The sequence below is a fragment of the Paenibacillus sp. GXUN7292 genome (assembly GCF_050864975.1).
In the GTDB taxonomy this organism is placed as follows: domain Bacteria; phylum Bacillota; class Bacilli; order Paenibacillales; family Paenibacillaceae; genus Pristimantibacillus.
Genome location: NZ_JBOZWO010000003.1, coordinates 213,123 through 233,846 on the forward strand (window position 1 = coordinate 213,123; position 20,724 = coordinate 233,846).

The 20,724-nt window shown below is 44.2% G+C and carries 12 protein-coding genes and 2 pseudogenes; all 14 read right to left on the reverse strand.

Annotated elements, in window-relative coordinates; genetic code table 11:
- The 14 genes and pseudogenes from ACRRU2_RS05175 to ACRRU2_RS05240 all read right to left on the reverse strand — a co-directional run bounded on the left by ACRRU2_RS05175 (position 1) and on the right by ACRRU2_RS05240 (position 20,550).
- Positions 1 to 891: a dihydrodipicolinate synthase family protein gene (locus tag ACRRU2_RS05175; RefSeq protein ID WP_331699827.1), complete on the reverse strand. Its 891-nt coding sequence runs from the start codon at positions 889 to 891 to the stop codon at positions 1 to 3.
- A 40-nt stretch (positions 892 to 931) separates the two neighbouring features.
- On the reverse strand, positions 932 to 1,804 hold the full coding sequence (locus ACRRU2_RS05180; RefSeq protein WP_331699828.1) for a carbohydrate ABC transporter permease: 873 nt from the start codon (positions 1,802 to 1,804) through the stop codon (positions 932 to 934).
- Between the two features lie 15 nt (positions 1,805 to 1,819).
- Positions 1,820 to 2,680 carry an ABC transporter permease gene (locus ACRRU2_RS05185; RefSeq protein WP_331699829.1) on the reverse strand — a complete coding sequence of 287 codons (861 nt, stop codon included), beginning with the start codon at positions 2,678 to 2,680 and terminating at the stop codon, positions 1,820 to 1,822.
- Positions 2,681 to 2,827: 147 nt separating this feature from the next.
- Entirely contained in the window at positions 2,828 to 4,426 is a 1,599-nt protein-coding gene (locus tag ACRRU2_RS05190) for an extracellular solute-binding protein (protein ID WP_331699830.1), read from the reverse strand.
- 192 nt (positions 4,427 to 4,618) lie between these two features.
- Positions 4,619 to 6,880 carry a helix-turn-helix domain-containing protein gene (locus ACRRU2_RS05195; protein ID WP_432500233.1) on the reverse strand — a complete coding sequence of 754 codons (2,262 nt, stop codon included), beginning with the start codon at positions 6,878 to 6,880 and terminating at the stop codon, positions 4,619 to 4,621.
- Between the two features lie 297 nt (positions 6,881 to 7,177).
- Positions 7,178 to 8,782 carry an S-layer homology domain-containing protein gene (locus ACRRU2_RS05200; protein ID WP_432500288.1) on the reverse strand — a complete coding sequence of 535 codons (1,605 nt, stop codon included), beginning with the start codon at positions 8,780 to 8,782 and terminating at the stop codon, positions 7,178 to 7,180.
- Positions 8,777 to 10,081 (reverse strand): annotated as a pseudogene (locus ACRRU2_RS05205) (hypothetical protein); the annotation flags it as partial. The gene ACRRU2_RS05200 and the pseudogene ACRRU2_RS05205, both read right to left, overlap by 6 nt.
- A gap of 99 nt (positions 10,082 to 10,180) precedes the next feature.
- Positions 10,181 to 11,455: pseudogene (locus tag ACRRU2_RS05210) on the reverse strand (right-handed parallel beta-helix repeat-containing protein); the annotation flags it as partial.
- 903 nt (positions 11,456 to 12,358) lie between these two features.
- Positions 12,359 to 13,117: a response regulator transcription factor gene (locus tag ACRRU2_RS05215; RefSeq protein WP_432500236.1), complete on the reverse strand. Its 759-nt coding sequence runs from the start codon at positions 13,115 to 13,117 to the stop codon at positions 12,359 to 12,361.
- A gap of 4 nt (positions 13,118 to 13,121) precedes the next feature.
- Positions 13,122 to 14,786, reverse strand: a complete 1,665-nt coding sequence (locus ACRRU2_RS05220; protein WP_432500239.1) for a sensor histidine kinase — start codon at positions 14,784 to 14,786, stop codon at positions 13,122 to 13,124.
- 624 nt (positions 14,787 to 15,410) lie between these two features.
- A complete protein-coding gene (locus ACRRU2_RS05225) occupies positions 15,411 to 16,577 on the reverse strand; it encodes a YecA family protein (RefSeq protein ID WP_432500240.1) in 1,167 nt (388 codons plus the stop codon).
- A 100-nt stretch (positions 16,578 to 16,677) separates the two neighbouring features.
- Complete coding sequence (locus ACRRU2_RS05230) at positions 16,678 to 18,342, reverse strand: ABC transporter permease (RefSeq protein ID WP_331699835.1); 1,665 nt, start codon at positions 18,340 to 18,342, stop codon at positions 16,678 to 16,680.
- The gene (locus ACRRU2_RS05235) at positions 18,326 to 19,435 is read right to left on the reverse strand and encodes an ABC transporter ATP-binding protein (protein ID WP_432500242.1); all 1,110 of its coding nucleotides are present in this window, start codon (positions 19,433 to 19,435) and stop codon (positions 18,326 to 18,328) included. The genes ACRRU2_RS05230 and ACRRU2_RS05235 overlap by 17 nt, the downstream gene beginning before the upstream one ends.
- An 83-nt stretch (positions 19,436 to 19,518) precedes the next feature.
- Positions 19,519 to 20,550, reverse strand: a complete 1,032-nt coding sequence (locus tag ACRRU2_RS05240; RefSeq protein WP_331699836.1) for an extracellular solute-binding protein — start codon at positions 20,548 to 20,550, stop codon at positions 19,519 to 19,521.
- Positions 20,551 to 20,724 lie beyond the last annotated feature (174 nt).

Genomic DNA, 20,724 nt, shown 5'->3' on the forward strand with positions numbered 1-20,724 from the left:
TCACCTCGGATTAGTAAACTGATAAAAAGTATCGAGGCCTTTGATACGCTCAGCCGTTAATAAATGGTTTGCGTTACGGCATTTCGTTGACATGCTCTGTCCTTGTAATTGCGACAAATATTTGGAGCCTGCCGGATGTATGCCTCTCAGCATGCCATTTAGAAAAGTAAGATAAGCATATAATCGCTGTGCTTCAGCCTGTTCCTGCGCTTGAAATGCATTGTACAAATCAATAACAAGCTGCGAAGAGGAGGCGCTATGAATACATTCGATTCCTGCGCCTGCTTCGAGCGCCTCCAGCATGAAGGCCATATTGGCCTGATACACGACCGATTCGGGAGCCATGCTCAGCTTGCTGCAAATTCCTTCAACCGTACATGTCGTATCCTTGATACCGGCTATGCCGCCCTGTGTCACCAAATCGCCGTACAAAGCGGCATCGATCATATGATCCTCTCTGCCCGGCCATTCATAAATAAAAACAGGCACACTGCAAGCTTCCGCTAACTGCGCATAATACTCGAACTTTTGCTGCCTGGAATAATCCTGAACCGGAGGAGGCACTAATACAACGGCATTTACTCCGGTATCCTCCATTCTTCTTACCTGCTCCAGATGCTCCTCTATTTGCCCGCTCACATTAGCTGTCGCCTTCACCGGTGTTTCGCCGGCACGAGCAGCAGCCCGTCTCGCCAGCTCCAATCTCTCCTGCTCGGACAAGCTGCTCATCTCACTCGTTCCACATACAGCAAACAGCCCTTTGGGCGAAGCTGCAAGCTGCGCGTCTACATGCTCGTCATAAGCATGCCAATCGATAGAGCCATCCTCATGAAACGGGGTCAGCAGCAATGAAAAAACACCTTTATAGGAATCCTTTATTTGTTTATTCAAGTTCCATGCCACTCCTTTGCTTCCTCTGCCTTGCACTGCCCTACCCTTTTACCGATCCAAGCAAAGCGCCTTTCGTAAAGTACTTTTGCAAAAAAGGGTAGACGAGTAATATAGGAACAGTCGCTACAATAATCATGCTAAATTTAACCGTTACCGCAATATTTGGAATATTCTCTCTAAGCGTTTCATCAAGGTCACGGTTCGTCATCTGAAACAGCATTTGCCGCAGCAGCACCTGCAGCGTGTATTTGCTTGTATCATTCACATATAGGACAGCCTGCATGAACATATTCCACTGCGATACCGCGTAAAACAGCGTCAATGTAGCTAGAATCGGCAAGGCAGTCGGGATAATAAGCCGGAACAAAATGCCGATATCATTACAGCCGTCAATTTGCCCGGACTCTTCAATTTCAGTCGATACAGAGCGAAAGAAAGTGACCATTAACAGTACGTTGAACGCTGAAATCGCATTTGGCAGCATAAGCGCCCATAAACTGTCGATCAAGCCGACAGATTTCACGACAAGATACGTTGGAATAATGCCGCCTTGAAACAGCATTGTAAAAAACACTAGAAACAACGTGGTTGTGGAACCGACAACTCTCTTCTTGGACAGCGTATAGGATAACGTAACCGTCAAAATCATGCTGAGCGCTGTACCGGCAACCGTAATAAACACTGTGTTTCCGAACACTTTCACAAAATTGTCCGTATTGAAAATCGTCACATAAGCGGCCAGCGAAAAGCCTTGCGGCACGAACATCAGCATGCCTTGCTGCACGAGGTGCGGCTGGGAGAGCGATCCGACAAATACATTCCAAAACGGATAGATCATGACTAACGAAATAATAGCCAGTGACGTGTAATTGAAAACATCAGCGAGTTTGGAGGAGAAGCTTCTTCCTATCATATCTGTTGATCCTCCTTAAAATAGGGCGTGGTCGCTAGTTTTACGAGCGACGTAATTAGCTGATAATACGAGTATTAAATTTACAACGGATTTGAAAATACCGATCGCCGTCGCATAGCTGTAATTGCCCTGCAGCACGCCAGACTTGTATACATAAGTGTCAAACACTTCAGCAACTTTAAGAATGATCGGATTGCCCATAATATATAATTGGTCAAAGGATAGCTCCAAAATGTCACCGAGCCGAAGAATTAATAAGATGACAACGGTAAACATAATCTGCGGCATCGTAATATTCGTCATTTGCTTCCAGCGATTCGCACCATCTACGCGAGCAGCCTCGTACAGCTCAGGATTAATGCCGGCTAAGGCGGCTAAAAACAAAATGGTTCCCCAACCGACCTCTTTCCAAATCGACTGCAGCGTGATCATGCCCCAGAAGTAATTAACATCGAATAAAATCTTGCCCTCATAGCCAAGCCTTTCTAATAGCGCTGTTCCTGCCCCCGTAGAGTCAAAAAAATTAATCGTCAAGGAGCCGATTACGACCCAGGATACGAAATGCGGCAAATACATAACCGTTTGCAGGCTGCGCTTGTACCAATAGTGGCGCACTTCATTCAGCAGCAGGGCGAGTATGATCGGAGCCGGAAAGTAAAACAGCAAATTCAACACGCTGATAACAACTGTATTTCGGAAAATAATCCAAAAGTCACTAAGCGAAAATAACCGTTCGAATTGAGCAAAGCCGATCCATTCACTGTTCATAATGCCAAGAAACGGATTGTAATTTTGAAAAGCTATTAACACGCCCCACATTGGGGCATATTTGAAAACAATATAATAAAGCACGCCAGGCAAAGCCAATAAATACAAATACCGGTCTCTAATAAGCCTTTTCTGTATTTTTCTCCATTTCGAGGGCCTAACGGTTATAGATTCGATGGATGTGCCGGTCAACAGTTCCCTCACCTCTTTCTTAAAAAGTGTCGAACAGATATTGGTCTGTTCGACACGCCGCTGCTATTCGAAGCTTTCCATAAATTCGCGCTTCTCTTGAACGATCTTATCGCCTTCAAATCTCTTGTACCATTCTTCAATGACTTTATCCCAGTCTTCAATTTTCGTATGCCCTACAATTGCTTTGGATACATTCTCTACAATAAAGCTTTGAATTTCACTGCGGTACTTCGTTTCTGTCGGCGAATAGGCTTCAGAAGTATCGGAATACTTCAGATGCGGTTCAACCAGCAAGGCTGCCCGGCTTACAGCTGCCTGTGCTTCTTCTGAGTACCCTTTGTTTGCATTAACGTTCTTCGTCTCTTCGACTTGCTTCGTATAAGTTAGCAGGGAAGGCTCATCCCGCTTCACAGCCGTTGCATCAGGCGAGACATTACCTGCGGCATCCTTCGTGTAATGGACGCCTTCTACACCATAAGTGCCGAATAGTGTACCTTCATCTGTAATGCCCCATTCCAGCCATTCCATAATTTTATCCATCTTGGCCTGGTCCTTCGCTGCTTCTTTGGAAATATATATACCGGCTAATGATACGCGTGATTTCGCTCCTTGGTCGCCATGCGGCCCTTTAACAGGCTCAAACGGGACAAGCTGTGCCTTCGGATCTTTTTGCTTATAGCCAGTAGGATCCTCCATCTCATAAATAACATTGACATAATTGAATGCAATTCCGGCTTGACCTGTTGAAACCAGCTTGGCTCCAGGCTCCGAAGACGTCGTAAAGTCAGGATCGATTGCTCCTCGTTTGTAAGCTTCCTGCATCCAAGCTAGATATTCCTTGAAACGCGGGTCAGCCAGCTGTGGAACATAGCTGCCGTCCGGCTGCTTCATATAGGCATTATCGAGACCAAACGCCTGCGCAATACCGTTGGAGCCCGACAAAGCAGGCTCAAGGAAATTGTTTCCAAGAATAATGCCAAAGGTATCATTTACACCATTCTTATCCGGATCATCCTTCGTAAATGCAGTTGCGACCTCCATCAGCTCGTCAGTTGTTGTCGGTGCCTTCAAATTCAAATTATCAAGCCAATCTTGGCGAATGACAGGAATATCATTGGTAGTAGCCGGATGCCTGGCTCCCGTAACAGCCCAGATTTTCCCGTCGTAGCGAACTCTGTAGTAGTCCTTTAACGACTTTAGACCAGGGTACTTATCGATGTATTCATCCAGCGGAACAATCTTATCCGCTTGTATCAAGGAAACAATCAAGCCGTCCAACCCTGCATTCCATACGAATGCGTCCGGTATATCTCCTCCGGCAAGCTGAACTCTGATCTTCTCCGCATAAATATTGCTTGGATACATTTGATACTCCATATTCACGTCAAGCTTATCTTGCAAATACTTAACAGCCGGATTATTTACCGTTAAGTCAGCTGGAGGATTTCCGCTGCGCGTCACTCTAATGGTTACTCTGTCTTTTGGATCTGTTTTGGCAGCCCCGTCTGTTGCAGGCGCATTGCTGCCGGTGCTTGCCGGACTCGTTGGCGTGTTGTCATTATTACCTGCAGGCTTGGATGAACAAGCTGTTGCAATAACTGTAAAAATGAGCACAATCGATAAAGCAAGCATTACCTTTTTGTTAATCGAACGAATCAACATGGTTTAACCCCTTTCATGTCATCTTTTTTTGAGGATCAAGGTAGGTGCAAAACAAATTGCCCCCTCGATGCCTACAACATCAATATAGGGGGCAATATATTCATTCTCAATAATCAATCCTTGTATTTTAGCCATTCTGAACAAAAGATACACTGTATCAAATCCGTCAAATGCATCATTTTAAACAAATGATTATTCATTTCCGGTTTTATCTGCTCTTGTATTAACCCGATATTGACCAGGCGGAATGCCAACTGCTTTTTTAAACGTACGCGAGAAATTTTGTGCATTGCTGTAATACAAGCGCTTTGCAATTTCCTCTATGCTGTAATCCTCATTAGCAAGCCATTGCTTTGATTTTTCAATCCGCATGCTGAGCACAAGCTCCGAAAAGGTGGCATCCATCGTTTCCTTTAAAGCCTGCTTCGCGAAGGAGGCGGGAATATGGAGCGCTTTGCAGACGTGATTAAGCTGGAGATCCGTTTCGGCATGGTCGGCGATATAGTCTTTCAGCCTGTTCGTTGTCGTCATAATGTTCGCTTGATGCTGTTTTTCCAGCTCGTCAATCGGCCCGTCGATAAAATAGCTCTTCATGAAATTAACCCATTCATCCAGTGTAGCCAGCTGCAGCAGGTCATCAAGCGACGGCTCATGGATATTTCGCTCCTTCCAATGCTGCTTTAATTGATGGGACAGCAACTGCGTCAATTCAATCATTTTGCTCTGAAACCATTTGTACGGAATATTTTTCTTATCCTTCAGCATATATAAGTTCTCTACAAGACTATAGGCATGGGCCTCATTGCGCGTCATAATAGCATGTATCAGATTGTTTTCAATTTCCCGCAACGGAAACTGCTCGTCCGCATAAGGCTCAGCTGCATCTTGCGAATAAAAAACCTGATCGCCTGTCGAAATATGCTTTTGATTAAGCGCTTCGAGCGCTTCATTATAGCTTAATTTGATTAAGCTTAAATCTGTGCGGATCTTACTGACTCCAATCGAGACTGTAACCGGAAAATATTGCTGAATAAATTGTCTGATCGTCTGCGTTACCTTCACGATCGTTTCCGTCAGCTCCGCAGGCTCCTTTTGGCTGCTGCTAAGCATAGCCGCAACATGTCCCTTTTGCGAGTTAACCGCAAAGCCATACGCATGTGCTTCTATCACTTCCTTGATAACGAGCAAAACGCCGTATTCCAATGTCGTTTTATCCCAGGCCGTATACATGCCTTGCTCTTCCTGAGGGTAATCATTAATGATACACAGGCAGCAATACGTCCCCTCTTGTACTAAAATCCCGTATTGCTTTGCTTTCTCCATCACCTCGGACGATACTGCTCCCGTTTCCAGCAGCGATAAGCTGAGCGCTTCCTTTAATTGCGGCAGCATTTCATCGGTTTGCTTTTTCAATAGCTCGCTGCGGTTTACAATCGTTTGCACCTTGGCCAAATAATCTTTAAACTCATTGCTGCTATGAATCGTCTCCGGTGCAGCTGCCGCATTGTTATCAAGCAAGGATTTGATTCTGTACCAGCCTCTCCACAGCCACTGTGTCGTTGCGAATGACAGCACGGCCGCAAGCAAAAACAACAATACTGCAATTAACAAAACGATATTTCTAAGATCATCAGCCTTGTGCAGAAAGGAGCTGTTTGATACGGCATACGCATAGCTCCAGCCATTATAAGATGGGCCCAGATAAGTAATGAAGGTGTCCTGCAAGTTAAGTACATTGCTTGAATCATTCCCATTTGCAATACCTGCAGCATGTATTTGACCAGCCCACTTCATCACTTCTTCATTGCTGAAATAGCCGCGATTCGTAACAAGCTCGCCTTCCTCATCCATAATGAAATAGCCGCTGTTCTCAACATTGGCAGCGCTTCCCAATATACGGTCAAACAAAGCTTGATTGATTTGAAACACAATGGTGAGCTTTTGCGCTTGACTGAATACCGGAAGCTTACGAATAAATACATTTATCGGGATGCCTTCCAGCTCAGTCTTAATATAGGCTTTATCCGTATTCATTTGTTCGAACTTTTCAAGCAGCGGGCTGAACTCCGTATACCGCTTGGACATGTCTTGATTGGTCGATATAGATTCACGATATTCGTCGTGATAAATAAGCACATTATCGACATAATCAAGCGAAGCATGCAGGCGATAGGCTTGATTCAACACTGTGCCTAGGATGACTGGATCAAAATTGCCTTGTGTAAATTGAACAACCTCAGGTATTTTTTCAAATTGAAGGGTTAACTGATCGATAGAACGGAAGTAGGATTCAATACGTTCTCTCGTATTTTGCAACGAAACACGGTAAGCGCTTTCAACTTCCTGCTTAATAGAATCGACAGTAATATTGTACATAACAATTGAAATACTCATGATACATATCGCTGTAATCATAAGAATAATCGTTACTGTTTGCAGCTTTTTGGATGCCATAGCGGTATCTCCCTCAATTTCTGTATGTTAGAATTGTTTTATTATAATAGCACAATGATGTCCGTGTTAACATATAAAAAACGACACAGGAGCAGAGGCACAGGGCTTAAGGCGGCCATAGGGGATTTGCTGGATGGAGGATAGGGAATGGCAAAAGGTTATTCAAGAATGCCAATAGGGTTGAGGATTGTGCAAGAGCATGATTACATTTGATGAAGCATACCATTACAATAATAAAGCGAAGCTTCCAAAGCCCACTATTCTGGTCTTGGAAGCTTCACTTGCAATTTATTGTATTTAATCGATAAATTTAACCGTTTGCAGCAAACGTTTCAGCATGACCGCAGCCTCAGCGCGCGTGGCTTTTGCAGCAGGCACGAAGGATTGATCGGTAACTCCTTTAATAATTCCGGCTTCTACTGCTTGCGCCGCGGCAGATCGCGCCCAGCCGCTAATTTGGCTGCTGTCGTCAAACTTCTCCAGAACAGTAGAGGAAGCAGTCCCCGCCCCTGTTGAGGAAAGCGCCCTCGCAATCATGACGGCCATTTCTTCCCTCGTAATGCTAGAGTTCGGGGCAAAGGTTCCGTCTGCGTATCCTTTGACGATGCCAGATGCAGCTGCTGCACCTATCGCTTCAGCATACCAGGCTGTCTGCGCAACGTCACGGAATTGAGGCGCTCCTTCTTCCTTCAACCCCAAAGCGCGTACGAGCAGGGTGGCAAATTCCGCTCTTGTAATGGAATGGTCCGGAGCGAAATGATCTGCAGCTGCGCCTTTAATAATCAGCTTGGAGGCCAACAGTTCAACGTCCGCTTTTGCCCAATGCCCTTGCAAATCACTGAATGTTTTCTTCTTGCTGATAATCATATAAATTTGGTTATCGGCTCGCTTGAGTGTTGCTGTCACTTTGCCGTCAGCTATCTTGAAGGACGCAGGAGCAAAGGTGAGTGCTCCTGTCTCCGGGTTGTACATGACCGCAGCAAGATGCTTGAGATCAACTGGTAAATCTACAGTGATTGTACGGGTAGCATAACCGGCATAATTTTTCAGAGGTATATCGCTGCCGCTGGCTTGAATAGATACCGAATATGCTATTGCACCGCTTAGGATAGCGGCATCCACACTAGCGGCGCTGTGTGCAATCTTTGTCGCTGCGTTACCATTTACAGGTTTGATTGCTATCTTTAACTTGGCATCTTCCAGCGATTGGTCAAGCTGGAGGGTGAAGCTGCTAAGGCCAAGCTTATCCAACGAAAGGCTGTACTCGCCTTCAGACGTTCTCACTGACAACACTGCATTTGATGAGGCGGCGAGCTCGGCAAGCAGTGCTTGAAGCGGCAGATTCACGATAACAGCGGAGCCCTCGTCAGCTATTTCGACGGCGATAGTTGGCGTTGCCGCTTGTGAGAGCTTCAGAGTACGGAAAGCTTTCTTGAGCGCCTCTTCGTTTACGATAACTGTGGCTAAGGATTGACCGTCCGCACCTTTGGACATAGTTGTTGATGCCTCCATCCATACCGTATCCTGCGGTTCAGGCTGCTGCTCCGGCTGAATTGTCCCGCCTGATGGAGGATAATGTGGATTGCTCGGCTCTTCAGTAAACGGTGTCGCCTGTACCTCGAAAGAAGCGATTCCTTCGCCTGCGGTATTCACAGCAGTGATCACATAATAATAAGCAGTGCCGTTAACGACGGACGAATCGGCATAATTCGTTCCATTGACGGTTGCAATCGTTGTGTAGCCGCTACCGCTTACCAGGCTTCGCTTTACATGATACGCTGTCGCTCCTGACACGCCACTCCAGCTCAAGTTGACTTGGCCGGCTTGGGTTGAGGCTTTCAGCCCGGTTACCTGTCCAGGCGCTTGGTCTTGAGGCAGCTCTGGACCCAGGCCTTCAGTCATCAGCCATTGGGCGGCAGGCCAGTTCACTTTCCCGGCTCCAGCACCTTCTTCCGCCAGAAGCCGCCCAACGAGCGTTTCCGGTTCATCGGTTTTGTAGCTGTATGGCAGCGTGGAGAAATTGTTCCAGGAAAATTCAAGAGCTGGCGCAGGCACCGGCGATAATGGGCTGTCCGGTTCTTCGCTTCCTCCCCGGAACACTACACCGTCCAACGAGTAGATTGTATCGATAGCTTTAATCTTTCCTGTATAGTTGGACTTGGCTGCATCCTTCTGATTATTGCGGATTGGATAGAGCACATCAATTATATGAGATTTCTCTATGAGCACTGCTCCACCCTCGGTAGAGATGGCGCCGTTGCTGGTCACGCCAAGCTTGTAGCCTTTGGAAGCAAGCGCGCTTTGCATGGCCTCTGTCAACCGCTTCGATGCAGCATGGGCGCCGGCGCTGTCCATGACAATATTATAGGCGTGCACATCGCCGCCGCGCAGCCGCGGCATACGATCCATCATATCTTTATAGTAGTTATGATGCAGCGTTACAGTATGATCATTATTCTCCGTCTTCAACTCGTTGGCGCCGACCAGATGCCCTTTCTTCTGACCGCCGGCGATCGCGATAATATCCTCGGGCGTTAACCCTAGACCGCGAGCAAAATCATACATTGGATATTGGCTGCGCTCTGCCTCAAGCGCATTAATCTGCTGAGTGACCCAGCTATTCGGGCTGCCGTCATCCCCGCGGAACAGCGACCATGAGATCGTTAGTCCGTTCGTCCCTTTCTTGGCGTCTATGACACCGTCATAGGCTTTGTTAAAGGTACTATGGTCGATCCAGATGTTGCTGGATTCTTCAAGCGTAATATAGTCCCAATCGTTTTTGTCATAATCTCCCTTGCTTTGTTCATCCCACTCCCACAGCTCGTCGAATTCGAGATTACGGATAATAATGTTGGCGCTGCGCTTGAATACGAATGCCGCGTGCTTGATTTTGGCCCCGTTCGCAGAGAAAATTGTCAGGCCGTCGAAGCCGTCTACGGTAATCTTGCTTACTCCGGTTTCCAAGAGCACAGGGTGAGTTTTGGGCTCTGCATGGGAGGTGAAGGGAGCAACCTTTGCAGCCTCTGGAATTTCATTCCACCCCAAATCCAGATCGTTCATAATTTCAATAACTTTGATGCTTGATTTGCGCTTCAAGGCTTGGCCCAGCTGCACAGCATCATATACCTGCACATAGTTAGCATCTGTTACAGGCAGTTCCCCGCCTCTGGTAGTTCCTGAAGCGAATCCGATCAAGTCATACTCATGCCGCTGTGCTCCTCCATTGCCCGGGTTTGGATTTGGACCTGGGTCCGGGTCCGGGTCCGGATTGCCCGGCGACGGCACGAAATCATAAAGCACGCCGATATCTGTGCCGGCTGGCGTTCCTGCGCCTTTGAGGCTGCTGCCCTCGACAAGCTTCAAGAAATCCCCGATGCTTGGCGAGCCATTTGCATTGCGAAAAATGGCCGGCGTCAGACTAATGAAATCCGCCTCGCTCGCCTTCAAGCCTTTCCCGTTTTGGCTGCCCTTCGTATTGTGCCACCAAAGATTGGAATAGCTAACATCCACGACATCCGGATACTTGTCGCTGGCCGATGCTTTATAGGACAAATTGTTCTTAAATACATGAGTACCCTTGTCGAATGCAAAATTGCTGCCGCTTTTCATTCCATTATTCCAGCTTGTATTATTCGACATAGTGATGGAGCCGGGGTTGCTGTTATAGGTAAATCCGTGCTTCTTGTTATTGAATGCGATATTATTCTCGACAATATGGTTTACCGGTATATTGGAACCGCCCAGCTTGAAGCCGTTGCCGTCGCTGTTAAAGGTAGATATGCCCTCGGAGGTCGCTCCATTGTTGAATGCAATACTGTTACGTATCGTCACGGGATCAATAGGACCGGTATCCGTCTTAGTGAATAAATCCCAGCCGTCGTCCACATTATAAGCGGCGATGCAGCCATCGAATATATTGCCGGGACCAGAGGTCAGCTTAGCCGCGAAGCCGTCCGCATCCTCGCCATTATCCGGATCATAGTTGTTATGGGAATAGACATTAATAATTTCGTTATAGCTAGGCCATTCCTCCCTCGTCGCGGTAGACGAGTAACGGGAAATTTGAAGACCCGTATCCTTGTTATGATGTGTTTCCACATTTTCGATCCGGTTGTAGCTGCCGCCGATGAATATGCCATTATCGCCGGCTTCCTTCACTTCGATGCCCATTACATGCCAGTAATGGCCGTCAATTTGCAGTCCGCGGTTCATTGAATCAAATGCCTGCGCGGAGAAATCAAGCACAGGCTTCTCGTTGCTATAAGCAAAAATCCGCTTGCGTTCACCCGCTATTCCGCTGTTGTTGCGTTCAATATGTACGGTTTTATCATAGTAGTAGGTACCGCCGCGCATAAAAATCGTGCCGCCCGGCTGAATTCGAGTGATTGCTGAGGTTAACGTAGTGGGGCTTTCCAGTGTGCCGGCATTGCTGTCCAGACCGTCAGGAGCAACGATCAAATCTCCTTCCGCGGGCTCCGTTACAGGCGGCGTTTCGGGATTTGTACCTAGATCGGGATCAGTGCCCGGATCGGGATCTGGGCTATATGTACCGGCATATACTTTCAAATTATCGATATATTGACTGATTTGCGGCTTATCTTGTGTGTAAGACTTGATTCTTGCGATTTGATTGGCATCTGCACTGACAAAATTACTTTGATCGACTTTAAGCACGCCGTCTACATAGACATCTGCTTTTTTCGTATCGGTATTCATGACAATCTTAAAGCGGTACCAAGTATTGATGGCGTAATCATTAATAATATTCGTATGGCTGCTTCCAACGGAGAGAGCTACATTTTTTCCGCTGTCCCGTGTTTGGATTTCTACAACAGTCGTTGCCGCAGATTCGTTAGTCGAAGAGAAAATTTTGATCGGTCGGATCGAGCTTGCGCGTTCGCTACCCTCGTGATACCAGTCCAATTCAACCGTTACAACACCAGATAGCGGTTCATTCAAATTACGTATGAATTGAGTTTGCGCGCTTGTTGATTGATCCTCAATATACACGGCACTGCCGCTTCTTAACGGATCCTGCTTAATCGTGACATTATTGGACTCATTAAGCGGATTAGGAGAAAACAGATAATGCTCTTGCAGCTCCTCCGTTGTCATGCTGTCAAAGTTTTCATTGATTTCAAATTGACTGTTAGCGCTTACAAAATGGGTTCCAAAACCTGACCACACCGCTGCCACATTCAACAGCAAGGCAAAACAAACTAGCATGGACAACAGCTTAAACCGTAATTGCTTTCTTAACCCCATAGTTTCTTCAACCTCCTTATTCAGATCGAGATCGCATGCCTAGCGATAGTAGAAACTTTACGGCATGCCTTCGATTACAGCAATAATCATTTCATCATTATTTGCTCATCTCAGCTCAGGATCATGAAGTTTAGAGCCACATAGTAGATCTAATGATTATTGGAATAAGCAAGGATTAACGGCCATTTCTCTATTAAGATGATATTTGATGCATTACTTCGTAAAATGAGTAGGCGAATAGCCGACATATTTTTTGAACACTTGACTAAAATACTTGTAATCCTTAAAGCCCACCAGCTCCGCGATTTCATATATAAGCTTGCCGCTGTTTTTCATAAAGTCAATCGCTTTAATAATTCTGTACCGGTTTAAAAAATCATTAAACGTATAGTTCGTTTCTTCCTTGAACTTGGCATTTAAATACACGGTGGATACTTGCAATTTTTCGCTCAGATCCGTTATCGAAACTCTATGCGGGTAGTTTTCTTTAATATAGTCCAGCATATCTGATACATAGGTGGAATGAACCGATAAGGCTTCAACGTCAAGCACTTCCTGATACATATTAAGGTACTCATGCTTCTTTTCTTCACTTTGCCGGGCATCGATTTTTTTTCTGATTTTTTGGATCGCGATATCAAGCAATTTAAAATCAATCGGCTTTAAAATATATTCGCTGACGCCAAGCGAGATCGCTCTTTGGGCATAGTCGAATTCACTGTAGCCTGAAATAATAATCGTTTCAAAATCATGTACAGCCAGCGCTTCCTCCAGCATGATAATTCCATCCTTAAAAGGCATCCTTATATCGGTGATTACGATGTCTGGCTTCAGTTCTTTAATTTTGTCCAGCCCGTCATTCCCATCGATTGCACTGCCAACAACGACACAGTTATTGTTCAACCAATCCACCTTATAGGTAAGTCCTTTACGAATAATGTCCTCATCTTCCACGATAAGCACTCTATACATGCTATCAATCCCCTTTATTTAAAGGTATCTTGATTTCAACATTCGTTCCTTCTCCATGAACACTGTCAATCGTCATTCCGAATTGCTCGCCGTAAATGAGCTGAACGACGCGATGCGAGTGAAAAATACCGTAATGCTCTGTATCATTCGTTCCCCGCTCGAGCGATTGCTGAAGCAAGGCCAGCCTGTCCGGTTCAATCCCTTTCCCGTTATCTTTTACAGCCATATACATATAATCATCTTTCCGCACAATGCGTATCGCAATTTCCAAATGAGCCGTCTCTTCTATGCAATGTTTAATGCTATTTTCGATAAGCGGTTGAATAATAAGCTTTGGAATTTTTACATCTCGTATCGACTCATCCACATCAATCGTGTAATCCAAACGGCGGTTAAACCGCATTTTTTGCAGCTTCAAGTAATCCTCTACATATTTGATATCGGTTTCAACAGGCACCATCGTGCTGCCATAATGGATGTTGTACCTTAGTAAATTGGCAAATGAAACAACAATATCCGAAGCATTTTGCGGATCGAATAAAATTTCATAACGCAGCATTTCCAGCACATTAAATGCAAAATGAGGATTGAACTGCGCCTCCAGCTGCTTAATTTCCATCCTCCGCTTCATCTCGGCAATTTCCGCATTACTCTGCATTAACGATTGGATTTGATCCATTTTAATAAGAAACTCATCCTGAATCATTTGAAACTCCTCAAAGGCCTGTGTCTTCACCTGCTTGGAGGGCGTTTGAATGAAATGAATTAAGGAATCGACGGACTTCAGGCTTTGTCTCATAATTTTAGGCAGAACCAAATAAATAACAATAATCATAACTACGCCGATGCTTATAAAAGAAATCAGCCCAATCCATACCGATTGTTTGAAGGTATTAATCGACAGCATATTGATAATTTGAATATCCTGCTCATAAATCGTACGGTTCGTTACATAGTAAGCGTTATTATCAATCGTAGCCGTATTCTCTTCCAGATAGTGCTTGTTTACCTTCCCTGCATGGGATAGCAGCTTCTGATCAGATACATAAATGGCTTGGTCAAACCGGTCCGTTATCGCAACCAAATCTGCTGAATGCTGAAAATAGCGGCCGAGATCTTCCAGGAAAAAGAATAAATAGCCTTGGACAGCTTCATCTGCCATAATCGCTTTAGCGAAGTAATAGGAGCTGCTTTGTCCTTCCTTGAACAAGGAATTGTCAACGGTTCGCTCTATTCCATCCCGCAAATCCGTATCACGCAGCAAGCTTTGCATCAAATAGTCACTCGTTAACGCCTCGACATTCCCTTTGTAAAGACTGGTCGTAACGATATCCCCATTTTTATCAAAAAGAACAAAGCTCCCTTTAAATTGTCTGGCGTTAACAAATGAATACAATATATTATTTACTTCCAATAATCGCGAACGATCCTCCGTTACCTGCTGAAATGCTTCATCTTGGGCGAGCTTATCCAACGTATTGCGATATCTTGAAAATTCATAGGCTACAATAGCGCGAATGTGGTCATTAACCTGATGATTTTTCTTGACGACGACAACCATAAACGTAACGTAAAGGGATAAAATGTACAGCGTGAAAATAAGAGCGATCGTAATGACCGAATATTTGAGAAAGATTTTTTTCATATAGTCTCTGAAGCTCTTTTGCATGTTCATCCCCCCCTTCACCCTTAAACAATTACGTCGCTTGCGGTAATTCTAAGAAAAACGCAATTTTCAGATGGCTTAAAAGCTAGTTAAAACTTCGCTAACGGTTGCCATTGAGGCTATTTCGACTATTTTAGCTCACTTTGTCATTTAACGGTTGTCATGAGCGTTATTCCCCCATTTTTCAGTGGAATCTGTGGTTTATTGTGTAAATAAGCGCGATTGCAACCGTTAGAAATTTTAATCTGCTATTTTTACACAAATAGCGTTTGTGGCAACCGTTAGAAGCTAATCACTGCTCTACGAACAAGAAGAAACGCTGCGCGTCCTTGGCTACGGAGGTGCCGTTTCTCGGTGAAATATAAGGTTTAACCATGCAATATGATCTGCGAGAGTGAATGATCGCCTTGGATGTCGACGTCGATACGCTTCTACGTACAGATTTCGCCTTACGCAGGTATCCTAGCTACGAAGGTGGCTTGGTCCCTCCTTCGGTTGAACTTTCATCAACTAGATGATGCGTGCCTCTGGGCACGCTATTTTAAAAAGAACAGCCACTCCGGGCTGCTCTTACAACGTATTTGCTTATTGAGTCAATTTCGGTTTTGCAGCATTATGAAATTAACTCTATCGGCCGCAGCATTTCTTGAATTTTGCACCGCTTCCACATGGGCATGGATCATTCCGGCCAATTTTCTTTTTTGTCTCAAGGGAAATCACCGTCCCCCGCCCGCTTTGGCTAGAAGCTTGGTTTAAAACCGCAGGCTTGCTGCTTTGACGCTTCGCGGAAAGCTCGCTAGGATAATAACCTTTCAACGCCCACTGTCTTGTGTTATTCATCATTTCTGCAACTCTGTCAGTCAACGTTGACATCTCATCTAATGAAGAAAATTCGATCCACTCTGAAAAACCATTCACCAATTCCCCTAAGGTTGCAAGATTATTAATTTCCCATTCGCATTCCTCAACCATGACATCTGCATCTTCGCGGCCTATCCGATAGGTTGTCATCAAATAACGGACTGATTGTTCATAATGCTTCGACTTTTCGTTATAGCCCGGTTCACCGGCTCGCATAAGCTGCTGACGGGTAAACGGGTAAAATTCAAGCTGGCTTCTGAAATTATGCTCTGCAATGATGTCCTCTGGAGAACTGTTGTAAAAATAAGAAACGATGTCATGATCATCATCAATTTCAATTTCCAAATAATATTGTGCAGCATCTGAAATAACGTCGTAAAAATCCATTGCACCTAGCCTCATCTCAGCGTGCTTAAATACCAATTCACTCAATTGAGTGTATGTCAAAGCACCATAACGATAAATCAAGCCCATTGTCAGCTTAATCCATTCTGTATTGCGCCGAGTGATATCGTATACATTCATAATGTCCACTTCTTTAAACCAAGCGATAAGCTCCTCAGGCATAAGATATGCCTCTTTACCATTTATAAATGTTGGGAACAAAATCCCTCTATTTGTAAAATACTCATAATACTTTAGTTTATCAAGAAGATTCGTAATTCGGCCATTGTTTTTTACTGCTTCCTGAATGATATTCACCCGATGCAAGTCCCATAATTGAAATGTCTCATCGAGATGATTCGGCATTTTTCTGCTAATCATGGCAGCTAGATTCGATTTATTCAGGCTGCTGTAACCTTCGATCTTAAGCAGCTTACAAAGATTTGTAAGCTGCACCCTTTTCAAACTGCCTAATCCTTCCGGCAATGATAGCGGGTAACTCAACATGGGACCTTTGATGTCAAAAGGATCGCTATACTTGTGCGTCATATGTTTGCCTCCCGAGCAATATTTTTTATAATCTTAAATTATCAAATACAGCTAAGGGAAGCAAACATACATTTCGTTCGTGTTCCGCACATTCAGCTAACTATACACTAACCTCGCGTTTGCCTGTCAGCTTAAAGAACAGTAATAATGAAATAATTGAAGTCACAGTCAATATGGCAGAGTATGCGGATGCATTGCCGTAGTTACCACGAATTACCTCCGTATAAATAGATACGGTGAGTGTTTGCGTACCGCTCGTATACAAAATAATCGAGGAGCTCAATTCACTTATAACGGTAATCCAGCTCATAATTGCTCCTGCCATAACCCCTGGCATCATCATTGGCACAACCACTTTGCGGAATGTCTTCGCCTCCGACGCGCCAAGGCTAATCGCAGCTTCTTCAAGACTTGGGCTAATTTGGCCGATAATCGCTGTACTCGAACGAATCGTGTACGGCATCCTTCTAATGACGAACGACATAACCATAATTAACACTGTGCCGCTGAGCACAAACGGCTTATCACTAAATGCGAAAATAAATGCAATCCCTAGTACCGATCCTGGAATAATGAACGGGAACATCGAAACCGTATCTAATACATTCGTAATGGCATTCTTCTTTCTAACCGTTAAATAAGAAATCAATACCCCTAGCACGACAATAATGACGATGGCGATAAGTCCCATTTTATAAGTATTCCAAATGACAGAAGTATTTTTCATTAACAAAATATTTTTGTAATTATCAAATGAGAAATTGCCGGTATAAACCTGGCCGCCCTTCGTTTCCAAGAACGAAGTAAACGTTACAACTAGCTGCGGAAGAATCGCCAATAACACAACGAAATATACAAATGCATGAGACAAAATATTTTTAAAGCCTTTCGCTTTTTCTACAGACATTGGCTTTAGCGCCGACATCGAATAGGAGAAGCGGCTTGCAACCAAGCGTTGAACCAAAAACAGAACCAAGGTAACAACAATAAAGATCATACATAGCGCGGCTGCAAACCCGTCATTACCGCCTACCTCACTCATAAATTGCGTATAGATCAAAACTGGAATGGTGCGATAGCCTTCACCGATCAGCATCGGCGTTCCAAAGTCAGCAATAACTCTCATAAAGACGAGCAATGCGCTTGCAAGCATAGTTGGAATAATAAGCGGAATAATAATTTTGAAGATACGCTGGATATTCGAATAGCCAAGACTCTCTGCCGCTTCATTTAAGGAGTTATCCAAATTTTTCAGCGCACCCGAGATATAAATATAAATGAGTGGAAAGGATTGCAGTGTGAGTACTAATACTATACCAGTAAATCCATAAATTCCATCGAATTGTGTTCCAAATAAATTGTTGAAAAATTCAGTTACTACTCCTCTGCGTCCTAATAGCTGAATCCATGCATAGGCACCGATAAATGGAGGTGAAATATACGAAATAATAACAAAGATTTCAATAAACTTACTGCCTTTAATTTTCACTCTCCGCATCATGTAGGCCAGCGGCAAGCCGATAACCATCGATAGCACCGTAGCAGCCACTGTTACTTTGAAGCTGTTTAAAATCGTAATCCAATAAAATTTCCGTTCGAAAAATTTGCCCAAATATTCAAAAGTAAATTGTCCAGTCCCGGGATCAATCACACTTTTCTTTAACACTAGAAAAAGCGGAAACGCGATAAAAAGTAAAAATATACATAAAATTAGCAAAGTGGAGGTGTTCCAAATATTAAACGGCTTTTTATTTGCTGCTTTCATTTGCCCCACCTACTTTAATTAGTGTTTTTTCATCCTCGCTGAAAACGTTGATCTTGTTTGGCTTCACCTTCAAATATACGGTAGACCCTTCCGGAATTAGATCCACTGCATCCGCATCCTGGATAACCTCCACCTCTTCACCTTGCTCCAGCTCAATGAAGTAATGCGTATTAATGCCAAGGAACATGCTTCTAATAACCTTGCCCTTCAATCCAACCTTTTCTTCATTAATAATAAATTCCTGAGGTCTGACAGAAACTAGAACCGTATCGCCTGCTTTAGCCCGGTTAGAAATATTCGGCATTTTTTCTTGGTAGCTATCGCCCAGCTGAATATACTTTTCACCGTTTTCTACAATCAGCTTTCCTTTTACTACGTTTGACGTTCCAATAAATTTAGATACAAAAATGTTGACAGGCCGTTCATAAATTTCCTTCGGAGAACCGATTTGCTGAATGACCCCGCCATTCATAACGGCAATACGGTCAGAAATAGCAAGCGCCTCCTCCTGATCATGCGTGACATATACCGTAGTAATGCCTACTTGCTGCTGAATGCTTCTAATCGCATTACGCATTTCAATACGAAGCTTCGCATCAAGATTCGATAACGGTTCATCCATGAGCAGCACTTCCGGGTGGATAACAATCGCTCTTGCTAATGCTACACGCTGCTGCTGTCCGCCAGACAGCTTATCTGGCATACGGTCTTTATATTTTTCAATATGAACGACATTTAAAATTTCATTAATCCGCTTCTCCATCTCTTCCTTGCCTAGCTTACGATTTTTTAGCCCAAAAGCGATATTGTCTTTGACAGACATATGCGGGAAGATCGCGTAGTTTTGGAACACCATGCCCATATTACGCTTACTAACCGGAATGTGGTTGATCTCTTTGTCCGCAATTCTGATGCTACCGCCATCAATCGAATTAAACCCGATAATCATACGCAAAAGCGTCGTTTTTCCACAGCCTGAAGGTCCAAGCAATGTAAAGAGCTCACCTGGCTTTATTTGCAAAGAAAGCTTATTAATGACCGTTGTATCTTCAAACTTCTTCACAACGTTGTCGACTATAATAGATACACTCATGTTCGTCATCCTTTCATGCCATTCTTAATAAAGATAGAGCAGCTTTACAGTGACGTATAAGCTGCTCTATTTTCGAAAAACGACTAATCCATTGATCTTTCTAGCAAATCCGTAAATTTAGCCGTAATTTTATCTTTGTTTTCCGAAATCCAAGCTTCGTCATAGTTTTTAGCAAGTACAATGCTGTCAGTTGGAACCATGTAGTCTGCCAATTTAACGCCGTCGCGAAGCGGTCTGACTGTAAGCTCAGAGCCTACTAAAGTTTGAACCTTATCAGAAAGCACGTAGTCAATGAACTTTTGTGCATTTTCCATATTTTTTGCACCTTTAATAATTTGAACAGATTCACCTGGGAAGATCGCGCCTTCAACCGGGAAAATAACATCTACGGGAGCACCGTTATTAATGTATTGAACAACTGGGTCCTCCCAAGTTAGACCGACAGGGTACTCGCCGTCAGCTACGCCTTTATGCACTTGACCGGAGCTGCCAGCAATTTTGCCGTCCAAATTAGCAATAAACTTCTCTACGAAATCCCAAGCCTTGTCGGACATAGGGTCGCCGTCACCCATTGCATATAGCATAGCTGCAAGCGATTGGAATGCAGAGCTGGATGCCGATGGATCGCCGAACGAAATTTTACCTTTTAGCGCCGGGTTCAAAAGATCCTCAAAGCCTTTTACTTGCACATCGCCAACAATATTTTTGTTTACAATAAATACAGTCGGGTCAGCAAAAGCTGGCGAGAAATAACCCGTCTTATTGCGGAATGCCGGAATCATATGCTCATCTTCAGGGGAAACATATTTTTCGAACAGCTCTTTTTTACTGGAAAGCATCGTTTCATCGGCCGCCCATAAAATATCTCCCATCGGATTGTTCGTCTCAGATTCCACACGCTTGATCAGTTCGCCTGTGCCTGCCACGACGATGTCTACTTTAATGCCTGTGTCCTTCTCAAAATTCGGAATAACCGCATTGTTCAAGCTCTCGCTGCGCGCAGTGTATATCGTTAGCGTATTTTCATCCTTTTTACCACCGTTATCCTGGGAACAGCCTGATAAAATAAGTCCAGTTGCTAGAACTAGGGTAAGAGTAAGCGATTTCAATTTCATAATATTTGACCTCCTCATGTTTTTCTTAACCCCAAGTATACGCTTCCAATTTGCATAGAAAAATCCTAAAATAATAAACAAATACTTAAAAAACAAAACCAAATAGGGCCGTTCAGAGCCGATTGAATGCGTTCATGAGACCAGAATATGCCGTTCTTCTCATCCCTACATTAC

Excerpts from the sequence above, each read along its gene's own strand:
- ACRRU2_RS05180 (WP_331699828.1), bottom strand. The coding sequence starts at position 1,804 with ATGATAGGAAGAAGCTTCTCCTCCAAACTCGCTGATGTTTTCAATTAC.
- ACRRU2_RS05190 (WP_331699830.1), bottom strand. The coding sequence starts at position 4,426 with ATGTTGATTCGTTCGATTAACAAAAAGGTAATGCTTGCTTTATCGATT.
- ACRRU2_RS05195 (WP_432500233.1), bottom strand. The coding sequence starts at position 6,880 with ATGGCATCCAAAAAGCTGCAAACAGTAACGATTATTCTTATGATTACA.
- ACRRU2_RS05200 (WP_432500288.1), bottom strand. The coding sequence starts at position 8,782 with ATGACTGAAGGCCTGGGTCCAGAGCTGCCTCAAGACCAAGCGCCTGGA.
- ACRRU2_RS05215 (WP_432500236.1), bottom strand. The coding sequence starts at position 13,117 with ATGTATAGAGTGCTTATCGTGGAAGATGAGGACATTATTCGTAAAGGA.
- ACRRU2_RS05220 (WP_432500239.1), bottom strand. The coding sequence starts at position 14,786 with ATGCAAAAGAGCTTCAGAGACTATATGAAAAAAATCTTTCTCAAATAT.
- ACRRU2_RS05225 (WP_432500240.1), bottom strand. The coding sequence starts at position 16,577 with ATGACGCACAAGTATAGCGATCCTTTTGACATCAAAGGTCCCATGTTG.
- ACRRU2_RS05230 (WP_331699835.1), bottom strand. The coding sequence starts at position 18,342 with ATGAAAGCAGCAAATAAAAAGCCGTTTAATATTTGGAACACCTCCACT.
- ACRRU2_RS05235 (WP_432500242.1), bottom strand. The coding sequence starts at position 19,435 with ATGAGTGTATCTATTATAGTCGACAACGTTGTGAAGAAGTTTGAAGAT.
- ACRRU2_RS05240 (WP_331699836.1), bottom strand. The coding sequence starts at position 20,550 with ATGAAATTGAAATCGCTTACTCTTACCCTAGTTCTAGCAACTGGACTT.